The organism is Pseudomonas putida, assembly GCF_028682175.1.
Classification (GTDB): Bacteria; Pseudomonadota; Gammaproteobacteria; order Pseudomonadales; family Pseudomonadaceae; genus Aquipseudomonas; species Aquipseudomonas putida_AD.
In genome coordinates, this window is the sequence record NZ_JANHKS010000013.1 from 56,504 (window position 1) to 72,106 (window position 15,603).

Annotated in this window: 17 protein-coding genes; 13 read left to right on the forward strand and 4 right to left on the reverse strand. The window is 62.6% G+C overall.

Annotated elements, in window-relative coordinates; all coding sequences use genetic code 11:
- Nucleotides 1–65 precede the first annotated feature (65 nt).
- Both NPS29_RS11685 and NPS29_RS11690 read right to left on the reverse strand, forming a co-directional pair.
- Nucleotides 66–545 carry a WbuC family cupin fold metalloprotein gene (locus tag NPS29_RS11685; RefSeq protein WP_274132697.1) on the reverse strand — a complete coding sequence of 160 codons (480 nt, stop codon included), beginning with the start codon at nt 543–545 and terminating at the stop codon, nt 66–68.
- A gap of 3 nt (nt 546–548) precedes the next feature.
- A complete protein-coding gene (locus NPS29_RS11690; protein ID WP_274132698.1) occupies nt 549–1,106 on the reverse strand; it encodes a hypoxanthine-guanine phosphoribosyltransferase in 558 nt (185 codons plus the stop codon).
- A gap of 199 nt (nt 1,107–1,305) precedes the next feature.
- Here NPS29_RS11690 and upp point away from each other — a divergent pair, with 199 nt between their 5' ends.
- Both upp and NPS29_RS11700 read left to right on the forward strand, forming a co-directional pair.
- Nucleotides 1,306–1,944 (forward strand): uracil phosphoribosyltransferase, encoded by a 639-nt coding sequence (gene upp, locus NPS29_RS11695; RefSeq protein ID WP_274132699.1) that lies wholly within the window; start codon nt 1,306–1,308, stop codon nt 1,942–1,944.
- Nucleotides 1,944–3,224: a uracil-xanthine permease family protein gene (locus tag NPS29_RS11700; RefSeq protein ID WP_274132700.1), complete on the forward strand. Its 1,281-nt coding sequence runs from the start codon at nt 1,944–1,946 to the stop codon at nt 3,222–3,224. Before upp ends, NPS29_RS11700 begins: the two co-directional genes overlap by 1 nt.
- Before the next feature lie 166 nt (nt 3,225–3,390).
- On the opposite strand, the gene hemH is transcribed toward NPS29_RS11700, so the two are convergent.
- Nucleotides 3,391–4,419 (reverse strand): ferrochelatase, encoded by a 1,029-nt coding sequence (gene hemH / locus NPS29_RS11705; protein WP_274132701.1) that lies wholly within the window; start codon nt 4,417–4,419, stop codon nt 3,391–3,393.
- Between the two features lie 13 nt (nt 4,420–4,432).
- Nucleotides 4,433–5,335, reverse strand: coding sequence for a TIGR01777 family oxidoreductase (locus NPS29_RS11710; RefSeq protein WP_274132702.1), 903 nt, complete (start codon nt 5,333–5,335; stop codon nt 4,433–4,435).
- A 300-nt stretch (nt 5,336–5,635) separates the two neighbouring features.
- On the opposite strand from NPS29_RS11710, the gene NPS29_RS11715 reads away from it, so the two are divergent.
- The 11 genes from NPS29_RS11715 (at nt 5,636) to NPS29_RS11765 (ending at nt 15,584) form a co-directional block, all read left to right on the forward strand.
- Nucleotides 5,636–6,622: an NAD(P)/FAD-dependent oxidoreductase gene (locus NPS29_RS11715; RefSeq protein ID WP_274132703.1), complete on the forward strand. Its 987-nt coding sequence runs from the start codon at nt 5,636–5,638 to the stop codon at nt 6,620–6,622.
- Nucleotides 6,619–6,837 carry a TIGR02450 family Trp-rich protein gene (locus NPS29_RS11720; RefSeq protein ID WP_274132704.1) on the forward strand — a complete coding sequence of 73 codons (219 nt, stop codon included), beginning with the start codon at nt 6,619–6,621 and terminating at the stop codon, nt 6,835–6,837. Before NPS29_RS11715 ends, NPS29_RS11720 begins: the two co-directional genes overlap by 4 nt.
- Before the next feature lie 374 nt (nt 6,838–7,211).
- On the forward strand, nt 7,212–8,192 hold the full coding sequence (locus NPS29_RS11725; RefSeq protein ID WP_274132705.1) for a YbgA family protein: 981 nt from the start codon (nt 7,212–7,214) through the stop codon (nt 8,190–8,192).
- Between the two features lie 3 nt (nt 8,193–8,195).
- The gene (locus NPS29_RS11730) at nt 8,196–9,134 is read left to right on the forward strand and encodes a MerR family transcriptional regulator (protein ID WP_274132706.1); all 939 of its coding nucleotides are present in this window, start codon (nt 8,196–8,198) and stop codon (nt 9,132–9,134) included.
- 9 nt (nt 9,135–9,143) lie between these two features.
- Nucleotides 9,144–10,589 carry a deoxyribodipyrimidine photo-lyase gene (gene phrB, locus NPS29_RS11735; RefSeq protein WP_274132707.1) on the forward strand — a complete coding sequence of 482 codons (1,446 nt, stop codon included), beginning with the start codon at nt 9,144–9,146 and terminating at the stop codon, nt 10,587–10,589.
- Nucleotides 10,582–11,007, forward strand: coding sequence for a nuclear transport factor 2 family protein (locus tag NPS29_RS11740; protein ID WP_274132708.1), 426 nt, complete (start codon nt 10,582–10,584; stop codon nt 11,005–11,007). Before phrB ends, NPS29_RS11740 begins: the two co-directional genes overlap by 8 nt.
- The gene (locus NPS29_RS11745) at nt 11,004–11,780 is read left to right on the forward strand and encodes an SDR family NAD(P)-dependent oxidoreductase (RefSeq protein WP_274132709.1); all 777 of its coding nucleotides are present in this window, start codon (nt 11,004–11,006) and stop codon (nt 11,778–11,780) included. Before NPS29_RS11740 ends, NPS29_RS11745 begins: the two co-directional genes overlap by 4 nt.
- A complete protein-coding gene (locus NPS29_RS11750; RefSeq protein WP_274132710.1) occupies nt 11,777–13,030 on the forward strand; it encodes an NAD(P)/FAD-dependent oxidoreductase in 1,254 nt (417 codons plus the stop codon). Before NPS29_RS11745 ends, NPS29_RS11750 begins: the two co-directional genes overlap by 4 nt.
- Nucleotides 13,027–13,824 carry a DUF1365 domain-containing protein gene (locus tag NPS29_RS11755; RefSeq protein ID WP_274132711.1) on the forward strand — a complete coding sequence of 266 codons (798 nt, stop codon included), beginning with the start codon at nt 13,027–13,029 and terminating at the stop codon, nt 13,822–13,824. Before NPS29_RS11750 ends, NPS29_RS11755 begins: the two co-directional genes overlap by 4 nt.
- Complete coding sequence (locus NPS29_RS11760) at nt 13,814–15,076, forward strand: SAM-dependent methyltransferase (RefSeq protein ID WP_274132712.1); 1,263 nt, start codon at nt 13,814–13,816, stop codon at nt 15,074–15,076. Before NPS29_RS11755 ends, NPS29_RS11760 begins: the two co-directional genes overlap by 11 nt.
- A complete protein-coding gene (locus NPS29_RS11765) occupies nt 15,069–15,584 on the forward strand; it encodes a DUF2878 domain-containing protein (protein ID WP_274132713.1) in 516 nt (171 codons plus the stop codon). Before NPS29_RS11760 ends, NPS29_RS11765 begins: the two co-directional genes overlap by 8 nt.
- Nucleotides 15,585–15,603: the final 19 nt, after the last annotated feature.

Sequence of the window (15,603 nt, forward strand, 5' to 3'; positions counted from 1 at the left end):
ACTCTAGCATGGGGCACAACGGGTTTCGCTGCCGGCTGCAGCGCGACGGGCATCAGGGGCGTCGATCAGGCTTCGGCGAACTGTGCCAGCATCCAGGCGTGATAGGCGGCCACTCCGGCGTCGCCTTCGCGAGGCGCCCAGTGGGCCATCTCCGCTTCACTGACCGGGCGGTAAGGACCGGCCTTGCACTCGAACATCAGTGTGTCGGGGGCCAGCACCACCAGGGCATGGAAGACACCGGGCGACAGATCGACGCCCACGCATTCGCCACCGGCCTCGAGCACGCGCTTGTCCAGCAGCTCGCCCTGCTCACTGAAAACCAGCAGGCCCAGCTTGCCCTTGAGCACCAGCAAGGCTTCAGCCTTGTCCGGGCTCAGATGACGGTGCGGCGGGATGTAGGTTTCGGGCTGCATCCCGACCATCATCCGATGGCACGGCTCTTCCATCTCGTGGAAGTTGTGATGAGCGCGCCCACGGGGGCTGTCCTTTGCCTTGCCAGCAAGCCCCTGGAACAGCGATGCATCCATGTAACGTGGCGCGCTCATGGCTTACATCCCCTTGACGGCGAAGATACCGGCCGCATTGCGCCAGTAGCCTTTGTAGTCCATGCCGTAACCGAAGATGTAACGGTCGATGCATGGCAAGCCGACGAAATCGGCCTTCAGGTCAGGACGCGCCTTGCGATCGTGATCCTTGTTGATCAGCACTGCGGTGTGCACGGCGCGGGCGCCGGCGTGTTTGCAGAAGTCGATGATCGCGCCCAGGGTGTGACCCTCGTCGAGGATGTCGTCGATGATGAGCACGTCGCGGTCGATGAACGACACTTCCGGCTTGGCTTTCCAGAACAGCTCGCCGCCGCTGGTTTCGTTGCGGTAGCGGGTGGCGTGCAGGTAGGACGCTTCCAGAGGGAAGTTCAGATGCGTCAGCAGCTTGCCGGCGAAAATCAGACCGCCGTTCATCACGCAGAACACGACCGGGTTGCGGTCGGCCAGCACGCTGTTGATTTGCTCGCCAACGCGGGCGATGGACGCCTCGACTTCGTCGTTCGTGTACAGGCAGTCAGCCTCGCGCATGATTTGACGGATATGCTCGAGATCAGCGGACATGACGCTCTCCAAGGGGGGCTGGGTAAGGAAAAGCGGGCAAAGGTACGCATCCGGCTTCGTCAGAGCAAGCGTTTCTGGACTAACGTAGAACTGACGTCCCATTAATGTAAGAAAGCTGAACCTAACCGGTAAGACAAGTTACAGCTGAATAGATTAATCTAAGCCGTTTTTTTTGCCCGCCCGCTGGAGCCTTCCCCCTATGCCCATTCGTGAGATCCGCCATCCGCTGATCCGTCACAAGCTCGGCCTTATGCGCCGTGCTGATATCAGCACCAAGAATTTCCGTGAACTGGCTCAGGAAGTCGGCGCACTGCTGACCTACGAAGCGACCAAGGACCTGCCGCTGGAAACCTACGACATTCAGGGCTGGGCCGGTACCGTTCAGGTCGAGAAGATCGCTGGCAAGAAGATCACCGTGGTGCCGATCCTGCGCGCCGGCATCGGCATGCTCGAGGGCGTGCTCAGCCTGATCCCGGGCGCCAAGGTCAGCGCCGTGGGCGTGGCGCGCAACGAGGAAACCCTCGAAGCGCACACCTACCTTGAAAAGCTCGCGCCGGAAATCGACCAGCGCCTGGCGTTGATCATCGACCCGATGCTCGCCACCGGCGGCTCGATGGTCGCCACCATCGACCTGCTGAAGAAAGCCGGCTGCAAGGACATCCGCGCCATGGTGCTGGTGGCGGCGCCCGAAGGCATCGAGGTGGTCGAGAAGGCTCACCCGGACGTGCAGATGTATACCGCATCCGTCGATCAGCGCCTGAACGAGCACGGCTACATCATTCCGGGCCTGGGCGATGCCGGTGACAAGATCTTCGGCACCAAGCAGAAGGACGCCTGATGAAGCAGGATGAGTTCAACGACCCGTTGTGGCGCACCGTGCTGTCGGGTGCGCAGATGCTGTTCGTGGCCTTCGGCGCGCTGGTGCTGATGCCATTGATTACAGGGCTTGATCCCAACGTTGCGCTGTTCACCGCAGGTCTGGGCACGCTGTGCTTCCAGGTGGTGACAGGCCGTCAGGTGCCGGTTTTCCTGGCTTCCAGCTTCGCATTCATCACCCCGATCATTCTTGCCAAGGGCCAGTTCGGCCTGGCGGCGACCATGGGCGGCGTGATGGCGGCAGGCTTCGTCTACACCTTCCTGGGCCTGGCGGTGAAGATCAAGGGCACCGGATTCATCGACCGCTTGCTGCCGCCGGTGGTGATTGGTCCCGTGGTGATTTCGATTGGCCTGGCGATGGCACCCATTGCCGCGAACATGGCCATGGGCAGGACCGGTGACGGTGCAGCCGAACTGATTCCGTACCACGTCGCGATCTCGATCTCCATGGCAGCTCTGCTGACCACGCTGATCGTCGCGGTGTTCGGCAAGGGCATCTTCCGCCTGGTGCCGATCATCTCCGGCGTGCTGGTGGGTTTCGCGCTGTCGTTCTGGTTCGGCGTGGTGGACGTGGCGAAGATCTCCGCAGCGCCATGGCTGGAACTGCCGAAGTTCACAGCACCAGAGTTCAACTGGCAGGCCATTCTGTTCATCGTGCCGGTCGCCTTGGCGCCAGCCATCGAACACATCGGCGGCGTGATTGCAGTGGGCAGCGTGACCGGTCGCGACTACCTGAAAAAGCCTGGCCTGCATCGCACCCTGCTCGGTGACGGCATCGCCACTACGGTGGCCGGCGCGTTCGGCGGCCCGCCCAACACCACCTACGCCGAAGTGACCGGCGCGGTGATGCTGACCAAGAACTACAACCCGAAGATCATGACCTGGGCGGCGGTATTCGCCATCACCCTGGCGTTTGTCGGCAAGTTCGGCGCGCTGCTGCAGAGCATTCCGGTACCCGTGATGGGCGGCATCCTGTGCCTGCTGTTCGGATCGATCGCGGCCGTGGGCCTGAACACCATGATTCGCCACAAGGTCGATCTCGCCGAGGCACGCAATCTGGTGATCGTGTCGGTGACGCTGGTGTTTGGCATTGGCGGCGTACTGATCGGCACCGGCAACGGTCCGGATGACTTCGGCATGAAAGGCATTGCGCTGTGTGCGGTGACTGCGATTCTGCTGAACCTGATCCTGCCGGGCAACGATGGCTGGAAGAACAAGCGTCTGGATGATCAGATGCCGTAAGGCTTTGCGGCGTCTGTGATGACGCAAAACCTGTAGGAGTGAGCTTGCTCGCGATGAGGGATTTTCAGTCAGCATCGCAGCGTCTGTCTTGACGCATTCGCGGGCAAGCCCGCTCCCACACTGTCCGCCTTAAACCTGTAGGAGTGGGCGTGCTCCTACAGCTCTCCTAAAGCTTCATCACCGGCGCACGCTCACACAGCGCATTCAAAGCCTTCGCCCAGTTCGGGTCGTCATTGAGGCACGGAATCAACACCAGCTCCTCGCCCCCCGCCTCCTTGAACTGCTCGGCCCCGCGATCACCAATCTCCTCCAGTGTCTCGATGCAATCAGCAACGAACGCCGGGCACATAACCAGCAGCTTCTTCACCCCCTGCCCCGCCAGTTCGGCCAGATGCGCCTCGGTGTAGGGTTCGATCCATTTGGCGCGGCCCAGTCGCGACTGGAACGACACCGACCATTTGGCATCGGGCAGTCCCATCCGCTCGGCGAACTCGGCGGATGAACGCATGCATTGCGCGCGATAACACACGGCAAGGACTTCAGGCGTCGCGTTCTCACAGCAATTGCCGTTCTTGAAGCAATGACTGCCGGTAGGGTCCAGTTTGGTGATATGTCGTTCGGGCAAGCCGTGGAAGCTCAGCAACAGGTGATCGAATTCCTGTGTCAGATGCGGACGCACGCTCTCCACCAATGCATCAAGGTATTCAGGTTGATTGAAGAACGGCGGCAGCAGCGCCAGATCGAAACTCAGCTTTTTATCGCGAATCACCCGCCGGGCCTCTTCGACCACCGTGGTCACCGTGCTGTCGGCGAACTGCGGATAAAGCGGCGCCAGCGTGACCTTCTTGATGCCCTGGCTCGCCAGCCGGGTCAGCACCGTTTCAATCGACGGCTCGCCGTAGCGCATCGCCAGTTCCACCGGGCCCTGGGTCCACTCCCCGGTCATGGCCTGTTGCAGACGCTTGCTGAGCACCACCAGAGGCGAGCCTTCGTCCCACCAGATCGAGGCGTAGGCGTGGGCCGATTGTTCCGGGCGCTTGATGAGGATCAGCGACACCAGCAGGCGCCGGACCGGCCACGGCAGATCGATGACATAGGGGTCCATCAGGAACTGGTTGAGGTAACGACGTACGTCCGCGACCTCGGTGGAGGCCGGTGAGCCCAGGTTAACCAGCAGTAGTGCGTGATCGGTCATGCAACACCTTATGTCAGTGGCGGCCCAAAAGGTTTTCCAGGGCCGCGTGCAGCTCGGTGAATCGGAAAGTGAACCCGGCAGCCTGCAACCGGGCCGGGCGTGCGCGCTGGCCGCCCAACAGCAGAATCGACAACTCGCCCATCAACACGCGCAAGGCCAAAGCGGGCATGGGCATGAACGCCGGGCGGTGCAGTATCTCGGCCAGGGTTTTGGCGAAATCACGATTGCGAACCGGTGATGGCGCGCAGGCATTATAAGGACCTTCGGCGTCTTCACGGTTCAACAGAAAATCAATCGCAGCGATTTGGTCATCGATATGAATCCACGGCATCCACTGGCGCCCGTTGCCAATCGGTCCGCCCAGACCCATTTTGAACGGCGGCAAAAGCCGCTGCATCATGCCGCCGTCGGGGGCCAGCACCAGACCTGTTCGCAGCAACACCACGCGAATGCCCAGCGCCTGCGCCCGCTGCGCCGTTTCCTCCCAGGCGATGCAAAGCTGGCTGGCGAAATCTTCGCTGACGGGCCCGGCGTTTTCATCCAGCTCACGCTCGCCACCATCGCCATACCAGCCCACGGCCGAGCCGGAAATCAATACAGCGGGTTTCTGCTCTCGCCGCTCAAGCCAGCTCACCAGTTGCTCGGTGAGGGTGATGCGGCTGTCCCACAGCAGCAGCCGGCGCTTGCGGGTCCAGGGGCGATCGGCAATAGGCGCACCGGCCAGGTTGATGACGGCATCGACCGGCTGGCTGCCGTAATCGTCGGGATGGGCAATGCCGCGCACGCCAGCGCCACACAGCCGCGCGACCTGTTCGGGCCTGCGACTCCAGACCGTCAATTGATGGCCCTGATCGAGCCAGTGCCGACAAAGCCGACGACCTATCAGACCTGTACCGCCGGTCAGCAAGATGTGCATGACTGAGTTCCTCGCGTGGCGTTCGTCGCAAATCAGTAGTCTATTTCTTCACAAACAAAGTGCTTCTGAACGAAGCGCATTGTTGAACCATAGGCCACGCTATAGAGAACGACCTCATCCGCATCCGTTCGATTAATCCGTTCGTAGAGTTGAACGTTTTTCGTGAAGCGTCAGACTCAAGATTGATCGCCAGAGCGGTCTGCGTCCTGAACGTCGAAGGACGCCAAGTTATACCGAAAAACAGAATTGTACAGGTTTCAACGACGGCGTAGTCTGTGCAGACAAGGTAACGAGGCCCCCATGACTGTACCCATCGCAATCATCGGTACCGGCATCGCCGGACTCTCTGCCGCCCGGGCGCTGCAAGCCGCCGAGCATGGCATTCACCTGTTCGACAAGAGCCGCGGCCCGGGCGGCAGGATGTCCAGTAAGCGCAGCGATGCAGGCTCGCTCGACATGGGCGCGCAATACTTCACGGCCCGCGACCGCCGCTTTGCCGCTGCCGTTCAGCAGTGGCAGGCCGAAGGTCACGTCGCCGAATGGGCGCCGCTGCTGTACAACTTCCACGGCGGCCAGCTCAGCCTTTCCCCGGACGAACAGGTCCGCTGGGTAGGGACGCCGCGCATGAGCGCCATCACCCGCGCCATGCTTGGCGACATGCCGGTCACGTTTTCCTGCCGCATCGCCGAAGTGTTCCGGGGCGAAGAGCACTGGAACCTGATCGACACCGATGGCCGCACCCACGGCCCCTTCAGTCAGGTGGTCATCGCCATCCCCGCACCGCAGGCTTCGACCCTGCTGGCCTCGGTGCCCAAGCTCGCCAGTGTGGTGGCGGGCGTGAAGATGGAGCCGACCTGGGCGGTCGCGCTGGCGTTCGATACCCCGCTCGATACACCGCTCGAAGGCTGCTTCGTTCAAGACAGCCCGCTGGACTGGCTGGCGCGCAACCGCAGCAAGCCCGGCCGCGACGACCGCATGGACACCTGGGTGCTGCACGCGACCAGCGCCTGGAGCCGCCAGCACCTGGACATGCCCAAGGAACAGGTGATCGACCATCTGCACGGGGCCTTCGCCGAGTTGATGAACTGCGCAATGCCCGCCCCGGCCTTCACCCTCGCCCACCGCTGGCTGTACGCCCGCCCTGCCGGAGGACGCGAAGTCGGCGCGCTGTCCGATCCGGATCTGGGCCTTTACGTGTGCGGCGACTGGTGCCTGTCCGGGCGTGTCGAAGGCGCATGGCTCAGCGGCCAGGAGGCAGCACGTCGCTTGCTTGAACACCTGAAGTGAATCGTCTCAACCCGCGCAAATTGCTGCTGTCGAAATGGACAGCAGCCCATCCCCGAAACCGCGAGAAACACTTCCTGGTTACCGAGCTCTTCTGCGATGAAGAAGGCACCGTGCTGGACGTCGAATTGCAGGCCGTACTGACCAAACGCAGCGAGCGAATGGCCTGGCAGGTGCTGCAGGATGAGCAGAGCTGGCTGATGGGCTGGAAGCTCTGAGCTGTTTGCCTTGTCTACGCAATGGCTCAACGCCGCCCCCCCCGTAGCAGCACGGCTTGCCGGCGGGAACGATCTCAAGGTCGCCATCGTCCGAATGCGGCCCAGACCGAGCTCACTCCTACAGGATTTGGATCGGTTCCATATTCTTGGGCATAGCCAAAACCGTAGGAGCGCGCTTGCCGGCGAATGGGCGGTGCATTCGATGGAAAAGTGTCGGATGCACAACCGCCGTCGCGGGCAAGCGCGCTCCTACACTGCCCACGGCTCCGCAAAAACCTTGTACAAATAATTTGACTTGTACAACTCCAAACCTATGATGAAGCTAAGTTGTACAACCATTACAAGTTGTACAAGTCGCTTATCGAGGTTTTGCCATGTCCACGCCTGCGGATCAATCGCCGCAACACACATCCAGACCCAAACTGGGCGTAAGCGCCTGCCTGATGGGAGTCGAGGTTCGCTACAACGGCGGGCACAAGGAATCCCATCTGCTCACCCGCGCCCTGAACGAATATTTCGATTTCGTCCCCGCCTGCCCTGAAGTCGCCATCGGCATGGGTATCCCTCGCGAAGCCATCCGCCTGGTGGGCGATCCCGCGCACCCGCAGGCGGTGGGCACTGTCCACGAGGACATGAACGTCACCCAACCGCTGGCCGACTACGGCACACACATGGCCCGGGAAATGGATGACATCTGCGGCTACATCTTCATGCAGAAATCCCCGTCCTGCGGCCTGGAGCGGGTCAAGGTCTATCGCCCCAACGGCGCGCCGTTCGACGAAGGGGGCCGTGGCATCTACGCCCAGGCCTTCTGCGAGCAGCACCCCAACCTGCCGGTGGAAGAAGACGGGCGCCTGAATGATCCCGTGCTTCGGGAGAATTTCATTACCCGGGTATTCGCCTACGCCGCCTGGCAAGAGTTGCTCAAAGCCGGCATCACCCGCCGCGCGCTCACCGAGTTTCACTCGCGCTACAAGTACCAGCTGATGGCCAACGACCCCATGCAGTACAAGGCGCTGGGCAGCCTGCTGGGCAACATGGGGCGCAGCGATCCCGCCGAAATCGCCCCGCGTTATTTCAGCGAGCTGATGACCGCCCTGAAAAAACCGGCCACCCGCCGCACCCATACCAATGTCCTGCAACACATCTGCGGCTACCTGCGCGAAACCATCAGCGCTTCCGACAAGCAGGAAATCCAGGGGCTCATCAACCAGTACCACCAAGGCATCGTGCCGCTGGTAGTGCCGCTGACGCTGCTCAAGCACCACTTTCGCCAACACCCGGACCCTTACATCGCGCTACAGGTTTACCTGCAACCGCATCCGGAAAACCTCAGCCTGCGCAATGCGATCTGACCCATGAACAATTCCAATCCAGAAGCCCTCGCCGACGATCCGCACGAATACGCCCAGGCCATCGAACACGGCTGGCTGCCGATCCGCGAGGTGGCGCGCCTGACCGGCGTCAACGCCGTGACCCTGCGTGCCTGGGAACGCCGCTACGGCCTGATCGTCCCCCATCGCACGCCCAAGGGGCACCGTCTGTACAGCACCGAACATGTCGAGCGGGTGCTGACCATCCTCACCTGGCTCAATCGCGGTGTGGCCGTCAGCCAGGTCAAGAACCTGATCGACAGCCAGCAGACGCCGCCTCCCGATGTCGAAAGCGACTGGGACCGGCTGCGCCAGACGCTCCTGCAAGCGATCAGCAACCTGGCCGAGCGCAAGCTGGACGAAACCGTCAACCAGGCCATGTCGCTCTACCCGCCGCGCACGTTGTGCGAGCAATTGTTGCTGCCGTTGCTGGCCGCCCTGGAACAGCGCTGGCAAGGCCAATTCGGCGCGCAGATGGAGCGGGTGTTCTTCTACTCCTGGCTGCGCAGCAAGTTTGGCGCACGCCTGTACCACAACAACCGCCAGGTCAGTGGTGCGCCGTTCCTGCTGATCAATCAGTCCGATGTCCCGCTGGAGCCGCACCTGTGGCTGACCGCCTGGCTGATCAGCAGCGCCGACTGCCCCGTGGAAGTCTTCGACTGGCCGGTGCCGCCGGGCGAGCTGGGCCTGGCCTGCGAACATCTCAAGCCTCGCGCGGTGCTCTTGTACTCCAGCAAGTCACTGAACCTGAGCCAGTTGCCGCGCCTGCTGAACAATATCGATTGCCCGAAACTGATTATCGGACCGACGGTGCGCATCCATTCGGCCGAGTTGACCGTATCTGTCAGTGAGGTCGCCGGACTCACCCTTGCCGAAGACCCGCTGACCACCCAGACCGCCCTGCAGCGGCTGGGGCTCATCTAAGGAATGACCATGCAACTCTTCTGGCTGCGCACCGACCTGCGCGTACATGACAACACCGCCCTGAGCGCTGCCATGCATCAGGGGCCGACGATTGCGCTGTACATGATCAGTCCCGGCCAATGGCAGTTGCACGACGACGCCGCCTGCAAGGTCGACTTCTGGCTGCGCAACCTCAAGGCGTTGCAGACCGAACTCAAGGCCCTGAACGTGCCGCTGCTGATCGTTCACGCCAACACCTGGGACAAGGCGCCCAAGGCCCTGGCGGATCTTTGCAAGGAGCATGGGGTCGAGCAGGTTCACGTCAACGAAGAATACGGTGTCAACGAACAGAGCCGGGACCGCGAGGTGGCCGCCGCACTGGATAAGCAGGGCATCGCGTTTCACAGCCATCTGGATCAGTTGTTCTTCAAGCCGGGCAGCGTGCTGACCAAGAGCGGCGGCTATTTCAAGGTCTACACCCAGTTTCGCAAGGTCTGTTACGGCCGTCTGCACCACTCGGTGCCGTCGGTGGTGCGCCTGCCCCACAAGCAGTCGCCGGTGCATATCAAGAGCGACGAAGTGCCCGACAGCGTCAAGGGTTTCGCCACGCCGTCCCAGGCGCTGCGCAAGCTCTGGCCGGCGGGGGAAGACGAGGCACGCAAGCGCCTTGAGCACTTCACCGACGACCAGGTGCATTACTACAACGACGAGCGGGATTTCCCGGCCAAACCCGGCACCAGCCAGTTGTCTGCGTACCTGGCGGCGGGCGTGGTTTCGCCGCGCCAGTGCCTGCACGCCGCCCTGCGCAGCAACCATGGCGAGTTCGAATCCGGCAGCCAGGGCGCCGTCACCTGGATCAACGAGTTGATCTGGCGCGAGTTCTACAAGCACGTCCTGGTGGGTTTCCCGCGGGTATCCCGCCATCGAGCCTTCCGCCCTGAAACCGAAGCGCTGAAGTGGCGCCATGCCCCCAAGGACCTGGAAGCCTGGCAACAGGGCCGCACCGGGCTGCCCCTGGTCGACGCCGCCATGCGCCAATTGCTGGAAACCGGCTGGATGCACAACCGCCTGCGCATGGTGGTGGCGATGTACCTGACCAAAAACCTGCTGCTGGACTGGCGCGAAGGCGAGCGGTTCTTCATGCAGCACCTGATCGATGGCGATCTGGCGGCCAACAACGGCGGCTGGCAGTGGAGTTCGTCCACCGGCACCGACTCTTCGCCCTATTTCCGGATCTTCAATCCGGTCAGCCAGTCCGAGCGCTTCGACCCTGAAGGGCTGTTCATCAAGCACTGGGTTCCTGAACTGGCCGAGCTGAACAAACGCGACATCCACGATCCATCGGCAATGGGCGGCCTGTTTGGCGTCCAGGGTTATCCACGGCCCATCGTCGACCTGAAATCCAGCCGCGAGCGCGCACTGGCCGCGTTCAAATCCCTGCCCCATCGACAAGCAGAGACTCAAGACCATGAGTGAATTCCTGCGCGATTACGCCCGGCGTTTCGCCGAACTGGACAAGGACAACCTGCACCGCCTCGGCGAGCTGTACAGCGACGACATCGCTTTCACCGACCCGCTGCATGAAGTCCACGGGCTGCCGGCGCTGCAGAAATATTTCGCTGACCTGTACGCAAACGTCACGGACCTGCAGTTCGAATTCCACGCCTTCGACCAGGTCCGCGAAGGCAAAGGCTACCTGCGCTGGACCATGACCGTGCGCCACGCCCATCTCAAGCATGGCGAGCCGATCGCCGTGCAGGGTTGTTCACACTTGCTATGGACCGACAACAAGGTGTTCCAGCATCGGGATTTCTTCGACGCAGGCGCCCTGCTCTATGAACACCTGCCCGTCATGGGCAGGATGATCCGCTGGCTTAAGGGGCGACTGGGATGAAACGGCGCATCTGGCTGACCGGTGCCAGCAGCGGCATCGGCCTGGCCCTGGCTGAAGAACTGCTGAACGCCGGGCACCAGCTTGCCCTGACGGCGCGCAACCTCGAGCCGCTGGAGGCCCTGGACCAGCGCTTCCCGCGCCAGGTGCTGCTCGCACCCGGCGACATCACCGACCCTGAGCAGGTGAAGGCCATCGGCGAGCGCATCGCACAGGTCTGGGGTGCGGTGGACACGGCGATTCTCAACGCCGGCACCTGCGAGTACATCGACGCCACCCGGTTCGATGCGCAACTGGTCGAGCGGGTGGTCACCACCAACCTGATCGCCACATCCTATTGCATCCAGGAGGCGCTGCACCTGCTGCGCCTGGGCCAGAGGCCGCATCTGGTTGGGGTCGCCAGCTCCGTGGCCTACCTGCCACTGACCCGCTCCGAAGCCTACGGCGCGTCGAAGGCCGGTCTGCGCTACCTGTTTCGCTCCCTGCGCATCGACCTGGCCCGCGAAGGGATCGATGTCACGGTGGTCAGCCCAGGGTTCGTCGATACGCCCCTGACCCGCAAGAACGACTTCCCGATGCCCATGAGCTGGCCCGCGCCGAAAGCCGCGCGGTTCATCGCGCAGCGTCTGCAAAAAAACCGCCGCCCCATGGAAGTCGCCTTTCCCTGGCCCTTGATCCTGTCCCTGAAACTCCTCGCCCTGCTCCCCGAGCGCCTGCAACTGGCGCTGGGCAAACGCATGGTCCGTGACGCCAGGCAGAGCGGGAGCTCGGCATGAAGATCGCGATTATCGGCAGCGGCATTTCCGGCCTGACCTGCGCCTGGTTGCTGAACCGGGCCCACGACATCACGGTCTTCGAAGCCAATGACTGGATCGGCGGGCATACCCACACCGTCAACGTCACGGTGAACGGCAAGAGCCACGCCATCGACACCGGTTTCATCGTCTTCAATGACTGGACCTACCCCAACTTCATCAAGCTGCTGGACACCCTGGGCGTCGCCTTCAAACCCACCGAGATGAGCTTTTCGGTGAGCGACCCGCGCAGCCAGACCGAGTACAACGGCAACAACCTCAACAGCCTGTTCGCCCAGCGCAGCAACCTGTTGTCGCCATCCTTCTGGGGCATGCTGCGCGACATTCTGCGCTTCAACAAACAGGCGCTGGCCGATCTGCAAAGCCAGCGTATCGCCGCCGACACCACCCTGGGCGCATACCTCAAGTCCGAGGGTTACGGGCAGCGCTTCACCGACCATTACATCGTGCCCATGGGCGCGGCGATCTGGTCGATGTCGCTGGCCGACATGCTGGCGTTCCCGCTGCAATTCTTCGTGCGCTTCTTCAAGAACCACGGCCTGTTGTCGGTCAGCAATCGACCGCAGTGGTGCGTGATCGAGGGCGGTTCCAGCCGCTACATCGAACCGCTGACCGCGCCGTTTCGCGAGCGCATTCGCCTGCAATGCCCGGTGAGCCGGGTCGAGCGTGACAGTGACGGCGTGACGATCCATAGCGGGGGCAGCAGCAACGGCGAGCGCTTCGACAAGGTGATCTTCGCCTGCCACAGCGATCAGGCGCTGGGAATGCTGGCCGAACCCAGCCACGCCGAACGGGAAATCCTCGGCGCCCTGCCCTACGCCGACAACGACGTGGTGCTGCACACCGACACTCGCCTGCTGCCCAAGCGCCCACTGGCCTGGGCCAGCTGGAACTACCGGCTCGGCGGCGCGGGGGATCAGTCGGCAGCGGTGACCTACGCGATGAATATCCTGCAAGGCATCGAGAGCGATACCACGTTCTGCGTCAGCCTGAACCAGACGCCGGCGATCGACCCGCACAAGATCCTCGCCCGCTACCGCTACGCCCATCCGCAATACAGCCTCAAGGGCATCGCCGCCCAAGCGCGCTGGCAGGAGTTGCTCGGCGCGCAACACAGTTATTACTGCGGCGCCTACTGGGCCAACGGCTTTCACGAGGATGGCGTGGTCAGTGCGCTGCGCGTGGCGTCGGCATTCGGGGAGGCGCTATGAACAGCGCCCTGTACAGCGGCCTGGTGACCCATCGGCGCTTCTCGCCGAAGGCCCATGCGTTCACTTACCGCATCGGCATGCTGTACCTGGACCTCGACGAACAGGACGCGGTGATGAAGCTGTCACCGCTGTCCGGCGCCAGTCGCCTTGCGCCGTTTTCGTTTCGCCACAGCGACTATCTGCGCGCACACACCGGGCGCGGCCTGTCTCTGATCGATTCCGTGCGAGAAATTCTGCATACCGCGCTGGGCCGCACGCCCCAGGGCCGGGTCTGCCTGCTGACGCAAGCACGCAGTTGGGGCCTGTCGTTCAACCCGGTGAGCTTCTTCTATTGCTTCGAAACCGATGGCTCGCTGGCGGCGATTGTCTGTGAAGTCACCAACACGCCCTGGCGCGAGCGCTATCACTACGTGCTGCCGGCAGGCAGCGAGGGCCACCAGCACTTTGCCGTGGCCAAGGCCTTTCACGTGTCGCCGTTTCTGCCAGCCGATCTTGAGTACCGCATGAGTTTCAGCCCGCCCGGCGAGCGCCTGGGCGTGCACATGGCCGATTGGCAAGGCGATGAAAAAGTGTTCGACGCCACGCTGAACCTGCACCGTCAGGCGCTGGATCGCTCCGCCCTGCATCGCCATCTGCGGGATTTCCCGTGGATGACCGCCAAGACCTGCCTGGCCATCTACTGGCAGGCGCTGCGCCTGTTTCTCAAACGTGTTCCGGTTTTTTCCCATCAAGCCGCCGAAGGCACCTACCGCACGGCCGCCGTTCAACCCGAGGATCGACGCCATGAAAAGTAACAGCCTCGCTGCTGGCTTGAACGCCAACAGCCTGACCTCGGGCCTGTTGCGCCGAGGCGTGTTGCGCCAGCTTTCGCATCTGCGCCATGGCCAATTGGTGGTGTATGAAGGCGATGAACGCCATGTCTTTGGCGCGGCGGGCTCCAAGACCCTCGGCGAAATCCACGTGCATGACCCGGCGGTCTGGGGCCTGGTCGCCAGCAACGGCTCCATCGGCTCCGGGGAGGCGTTCATCCACGGGTACTGGACCAGCCCTGACCTTACTGCCGTGATCCGGGTGTTCGTCAGCAACCTGGATGTGCTCGACGCCATGGAAGGTGGCCTGGCCAGGCTCGGACGGCCCTTCGTGCACGGCCTGCACTGGCTCAACCGCAACACCCGCAAAGGTTCGCAGAAGAACATCGCCGCCCACTACGACCTGGGCAACGATCTGTTCGAGCAGTTCCTGGACCCGACCATGATGTACTCGGCCGCGCAGTTCCAGAGCCCCGACGACACCCTTGAGCAGGCGCAACTGAACAAACTGACGCGTATCTGCCAGAAGCTTGCCCTCAAACCCAGCGATCACCTGCTCGAAATCGGCACCGGCTGGGGCAGCATGGCGATCCACGCGGCGCAGCACTTCGGGTGCAAGGTCACCACCACGACGCTTTCCAAGGAGCAGTTCGCCTACACCGAGCAGCGCATCGCCGAACTGGGCCTGCAGGACCGCATCACCCTGCTGCTCAGTGACTACCGCGACCTGACCGGGCAATACGACAAGCTGGTGTCCATCGAGATGATCGAGGCGGTCGGCCACCGCTTCCTGTCCACCTACTTCAAGCAGTGCACGCGCCTGCTCAAGGACGATGGCCTGATGCTGCTGCAAGCGATCACCATCCGTGAGCAGCGCTATGAACAGGCGCGGCGCAGCGTCGACTTCATCCAGCGCTATATCTTCCCTGGTGGCGCCTTGCCTTCGGTCACGCGGATGCTGGATGTCGTCGCCAGGGACACCGACATGAACCTGCTGCACATGGAGGACTTCGGCCTGCATTACGCGCGCACCCTGCGCCTGTGGCACGAGAACTTCAGGCACGCCAGCAGCCGTCTTTCGCAACTGGGTTATGACGATTACTTCCTGCGCCTGTGGGAGTTTTACCTATGCTACTGCGAGGGCGGTTTTCTTGAGCGCACCATTGGTACCGCGCAATTGCTGCTGGCCAAGCCCCGGGCGATGTCGCAGCCTTTGTTGGGACGTTTCGATGCTTAGAAATCTACTGAACGCAGTTTTGTTTCAGTTGGGATGGTTCACCTGTGTATTGGGCGGCAACAGTGGCTGGTTGCTGATCCCCTTTGCGATCCTGCTCGTGCACCTGCGTTTCATCGGCTCCTGGCGGGCCGAGGGCAAGCTGCTGATGACCGTGTTCGCCCTGGGCTGCGTGCTCGACAGCGCGCTGATCAAAATCGGCGTGTTCGATTTCGGCGAGGTCGGACGGGTAATCCCGCTGTGGCTGGCGCTGTTGTGGCCCTTGCTGGCGACCACCCTGGGACATTGCCTGGCGTGGTCCGGCAAGCGCTGGTGGCTGGCCAGTGTCATGGGCGCCGTGGGCGGCCCGGCGTCCTACATTGCCGGCTCGCACCTGACCTACGTTCAACTGCCGCTGGGGGTGTGGCCCAGTGCGCTGATCCTTGCCGCGATCTGGGCGCTGGTGCTGCCGTTGCTGCACTGGCTGGCGAACTACTTTCGCCAGGCCCACCACAGCGAGGTTTCAGCCTGATGACTACGTCTGTCAGTCC

Bases quoted from the DNA above. Each gene is read 5' to 3' on its own strand.
- NPS29_RS11685 (WP_274132697.1), bottom strand. From the start codon at position 545: ATGAGCGCGCCACGTTACATGGATGCATCGCTGTTCCAGGGGCTTGCT.
- NPS29_RS11690 (WP_274132698.1), bottom strand. From the start codon at position 1,106: ATGTCCGCTGATCTCGAGCATATCCGTCAAATCATGCGCGAGGCTGAC.
- upp (WP_274132699.1), top strand. From the start codon at position 1,306: ATGCCCATTCGTGAGATCCGCCATCCGCTGATCCGTCACAAGCTCGGC.
- NPS29_RS11700 (WP_274132700.1), top strand. From the start codon at position 1,944: ATGAAGCAGGATGAGTTCAACGACCCGTTGTGGCGCACCGTGCTGTCG.
- hemH (WP_274132701.1), bottom strand. From the start codon at position 4,419: ATGACCGATCACGCACTACTGCTGGTTAACCTGGGCTCACCGGCCTCC.
- NPS29_RS11710 (WP_274132702.1), bottom strand. From the start codon at position 5,335: ATGCACATCTTGCTGACCGGCGGTACAGGTCTGATAGGTCGTCGGCTT.
- NPS29_RS11715 (WP_274132703.1), top strand. From the start codon at position 5,636: ATGACTGTACCCATCGCAATCATCGGTACCGGCATCGCCGGACTCTCT.
- NPS29_RS11725 (WP_274132705.1), top strand. From the start codon at position 7,212: ATGTCCACGCCTGCGGATCAATCGCCGCAACACACATCCAGACCCAAA.
- NPS29_RS11730 (WP_274132706.1), top strand. From the start codon at position 8,196: ATGAACAATTCCAATCCAGAAGCCCTCGCCGACGATCCGCACGAATAC.
- phrB (WP_274132707.1), top strand. From the start codon at position 9,144: ATGCAACTCTTCTGGCTGCGCACCGACCTGCGCGTACATGACAACACC.
- NPS29_RS11740 (WP_274132708.1), top strand. From the start codon at position 10,582: ATGAGTGAATTCCTGCGCGATTACGCCCGGCGTTTCGCCGAACTGGAC.
- NPS29_RS11745 (WP_274132709.1), top strand. From the start codon at position 11,004: ATGAAACGGCGCATCTGGCTGACCGGTGCCAGCAGCGGCATCGGCCTG.
- NPS29_RS11750 (WP_274132710.1), top strand. From the start codon at position 11,777: ATGAAGATCGCGATTATCGGCAGCGGCATTTCCGGCCTGACCTGCGCC.
- NPS29_RS11755 (WP_274132711.1), top strand. From the start codon at position 13,027: ATGAACAGCGCCCTGTACAGCGGCCTGGTGACCCATCGGCGCTTCTCG.
- NPS29_RS11760 (WP_274132712.1), top strand. From the start codon at position 13,814: ATGAAAAGTAACAGCCTCGCTGCTGGCTTGAACGCCAACAGCCTGACC.
- NPS29_RS11765 (WP_274132713.1), top strand. From the start codon at position 15,069: ATGCTTAGAAATCTACTGAACGCAGTTTTGTTTCAGTTGGGATGGTTC.